This is a genomic window from Salinimicrobium oceani (genome assembly GCF_012037645.1).
The window spans coordinates 1-414 of record NZ_JAAVJR010000798.1; the positions used below are offsets into that span (position 1 = coordinate 1).

Annotated in this window: 1 protein-coding gene; it reads left to right on the forward strand. The window is 43.5% G+C overall.

The features are described from left to right. Positions 1–414 (forward strand): fructosamine kinase family protein (locus HC175_RS19455; RefSeq protein ID WP_168139783.1); only part of this gene is annotated, 414 nt, incomplete at both ends.

Below are 414 nucleotides of genomic sequence, written 5' to 3' on the forward strand. Positions count from 1 at the left end.
GAAGCCTTTGACATTCCTGAAACCTATAGTTGTGCTGAAGCCGATGGATTATCCTACCTGTTGCTGGAATATAAAAAAGAAGGGGCTCAAAAACCTGATTTTTGGAAGGTATTTGGGAGACAGCTTGCAAATTTACACAGGAATACTGCTGAAGCCTTCGGATTTTCGTCCAACAATTATATTGGCAGCCTGCCGCAGTACAATGACCACAGGAAAACCGCTGCCGATTTTTTTATAAGTCAGAGATTAGAGCCACAGATGAAGATGGCTTTCAAAAATGGTTTTTCCCTGGGGGATCTTTCGGGCTTTTACAGGAATATTTCAGAAGAAATTCCGCAGGAACCTCCGGCGTTGTTACACGGTGATCTGTGGAGCGGCAATTACCTTATCAATGAAGAGGGATTGCCATGTTTG